The sequence below is a fragment of the Geodermatophilus sp. SYSU D00742 genome, assembly GCF_054049935.1.
The window spans coordinates 1-3422 of sequence record NZ_JBJGYJ010000068.1 but is presented as its reverse complement, the minus strand read 5'-3'; the positions used below and the strand labels follow the sequence as shown (position 1 = coordinate 3422).

Annotated in this window: 1 rRNA gene; it reads left to right on the top strand. The window is 59.8% G+C overall.

Annotated features, from left to right (window positions below):
• Positions 1-254: 254 nt before the first annotated feature.
• Positions 255-3384, top strand: a 23S ribosomal RNA gene (locus ACI78V_RS22795).
• Positions 3385-3422: the final 38 nt, after the last annotated feature.

Sequence of the window (3422 nt, the reverse complement as noted above, 5' to 3'; positions counted from 1 at the left end):
CGGCCCCGCGGTGCGGGGTCGATCGGTTGTCTCGGTGCCGGGGCTCTTCGGTGCTCGTACCGTCCCAGGTGTCCGCCGCGTGCGGAGGCTGGGGGTCTGGCGGGTGCGGTGGAAAGGGTCACTGGTCGTACGTTGAGAACTGCACAGTGGACGCGAGCATCTTTAACTGAACTCTGTAGCGAGTTTCTTGTAGGTCCCCGTCGAGCGGGGTTGCCGCCCTGGAGGTGGTAGCCGGTTCGAGGGGGGTTTTGTGTGGCCAAGTTGTTAAGGGCACACGGTGGATGCCTGGGCACCAGGAGCCGATGAAGGACGTAGGAGGCTGCGATAAGCCTCGGGGAGCTGCCAACCGAGCGTTGATCCGAGGATGTCCGAATGGGGGAACCCCGCACCAGTCATGTGGTGTGACCCGCGCCTGAACACATAGGGCGTGTGGAGGGAACGTGGGGAAGTGAAACATCTCAGTACCCACAGGAGAAGAAAACAACCGTGATTCCGTGAGTAGTGGCGAGCGAAAGCGGATCAGGCTAAACCGATCGCATGTGATAGCCGGCAGGCGTTGTGTGGTCGGGGTCGTGGGACCGTTCTGCATCCTCTGCCGGGGATGCGGGGAGTGAGAAAGGACCGTGGTTAGTGGAAGGCCTCTGGAAGGGGTCGCCGTAGAGGGTGAGAGCCCCGTACACGAAAATCCGGTCCCTCCCGAACGTGTTCCCAAGTAGCACCGAGCCCGTGAAATTCGGTGTGAATCCGGCGGGACCACCCGCTAAGCCTGAATACTCCCTGGTGACCGATAGCGGACTAGTACCGTGAGGGAAAGGTGAAAAGTACCCCGGGAGGGGAGTGAAATAGTACCTGAAACCGTGTGCCTACAAGCCGTGAGAGCCGGCCGTCGCCTTCGTGGCGCGGTGGTGATTGCGTGCCTTTTGAAGAATGAGCCTGCGAGTTAGCGGTACGTGGCGAGGTTAACCCGTGTGGGGTAGCCGTAGCGAAAGCGAGTCCGAACAGGGCGGCACAGTCGCGTGCTCTAGACCCGAAGCCGAGTGATCTACCCATGGCCAGGTTGAAGCGCGGGTAAGACCGCGTGGAGGACCGAACCCACCAGGGTTGAAAACCTGGGGGATGAGCTGTGGGTAGGGGTGAAAGGCCAATCAAACTCGGTGATAGCTGGTTCTCCCCGAAATGCATTTAGGTGCAGCGTCACGTGTTTCTTGCCGGAGGTAGAGCACTGGATGGCCGATGGGCCCCACAAGGTTACTGACGTCAACCAAACTCCGAATGCCGGTAAGTGAGAGCGTGGCAGTGAGACTGCGGGCGATAAGGTTCGTAGTCGAGAGGGAAACAGCCCAGATCATCGGCTAAGGCCCCTAAGCGTGTGCTAAGTGGAAAAGGATGTGGGATCGCAGAGACAACCAGGAGGTTGGCTTAGAAGCAGCCACCCTTGAAAGAGTGCGTAATAGCTCACTGGTCAAGTGGTTCCGCGCCGACAATGTAGCGGGGCTCAAGCACACCGCCGAAGCCGTGGCATTCACACGATCGCCCGTCGGCATCCTTGCGGATGCCGGCCAGGTGTGTGGATGGGTAGGGGAGCGTCGTATGGCGGGTGAAGCGGCGGAGGAATCCAGCCGTGGACGCCATACGAGTGAGAATGCAGGCATGAGTAGCGAGAGGGGAGTGAGAACCTCCCCCGCCGGAAGACCAAGGGTTCCTGGGCCAGGCTAATCCGCCCAGGGTGAGTCGGGACCTAAGGCGAGGCCGACAGGCGTAGTCGATGGACAACGGGTTGATATTCCCGTACCCGCGAAGGAGCGCCCATGCCGAACCCAGCGATGCTAACCACCCGATGTTCGGGCGCCTCCTTGTGAGGCGCGCGGGCGGAGGCTGGGATCCGACCTGGTAGTAGGCAAGCGATGGGGTGACGCAGGAAGGTAGTCCTCCCGGTGAGTGGTAGTACCGGTGCAAGGGTGTGGCCCGCGACGTAGGCAAATCCGCGTCGCATCAGGGTGAGGCCTGACGCATAGCCGACTGAGGCGAATGGGATGATCCTATGCTGCCGAGAAAAGCCTCTAGCGAGTTCCGAGCGGCCCGTACCCCAAACCAACTCAGGTGGTCAGGTAGAGAATACCGAGGCGATCGAGCGAACTGTGGTTAAGGAACTCGGCAAAATGCCCCCGTAACTTCGGGAGAAGGGGGGCCCTTGACCGTCAACCGTCTTGCACGGGGCAGCGGTGGGGGGCCGCAGAGACCAGTGAGAAGCGACTGTTTACTAAAAACACAGGTCCGTGCGAAGTCGTAAGACGATGTATACGGACTGACGCCTGCCCGGTGCTGGAACGTTAAGGGGACGGGTTAGCTCTTCGGGGCGAAGCTCAGAACTCAAGCGCCAGTAAACGGCGGTGGTAACTATAACCATCCTAAGGTAGCGAAATTCCTTGTCGGGTAAGTTCCGACCTGCACGAATGGCGTAACGACTTCTCAGCTGTCTCAACCACAGGCTCGGCGAAATTGCACTACGAGTAAAGATGCTCGTTACGCGCGGCAGGACGGAAAGACCCCGGGACCTTCACTATAGCTTGATATTGGTGTTCGGTTCGGCTTGTGTAGGATAGGTGGGAGACTGGGAAGCGGACACGCCAGTGTTCGTGGAGTCGCCGTTGAAATACCACTCTGGTCGAATTGGATGTCTAACCTCGGTCCGTGATCCGGATCAGGAACAGTGTCAGGTGGGTAGTTTAACTGGGGCGGTTGCCTCCCAAAATGTAACGGAGGCGCCCAAAGGTTCCCTCAGCCTGGTTGGCAATCAGGTGTCGAGTGCAAGTGCACAAGGGAGCTTGACTGTGAGACCGACGGGTCGAGCAGGAGCGAAAGCTGGGACTAGTGACCCGGCACCGGCATGTGGAAGCGGTGTCGCTCAACGGATAAAAGGTACCCCGGGGATAACAGGCTGATCTTCCCCAAGAGTCCATATCGACGGGATGGTTTGGCACCTCGATGTCGGCTCGTCGCATCCTGGGGCTGGAGTAGGTCCCAAGGGTTGGGCTGTTCGCCCATTAAAGCGGTACGCGAGCTGGGTTTAGAACGTCGTGAGACAGTTCGGTCCCTATCCGCCGTGCGCGTAAGAGACTTGAGAAGAGCTGTCCCTAGTACGAGAGGACCGGGACGGACGAACCTCTGGTGTGCCAGTTGTACCGCCAGGTGCACTGCTGGTTGGCTACGTTCGGCAGGGATAACCGCTGAAAGCATCTAAGCGGGAAGCTCGCTTCAAGATGAGGTCTCTCACCGGAACAACCGGGTAAGGCCCCCGCCCAGACCAGCGGGTTGATAGGCCGGAAGTGGAAGCGCCGCAAGGCGTGGAGCTGACCGGTACTAATAGGCCGAGGGCTTGACCACACACCCACACGAGCCGCGCTCCGGGTGTTCGGTTGAAG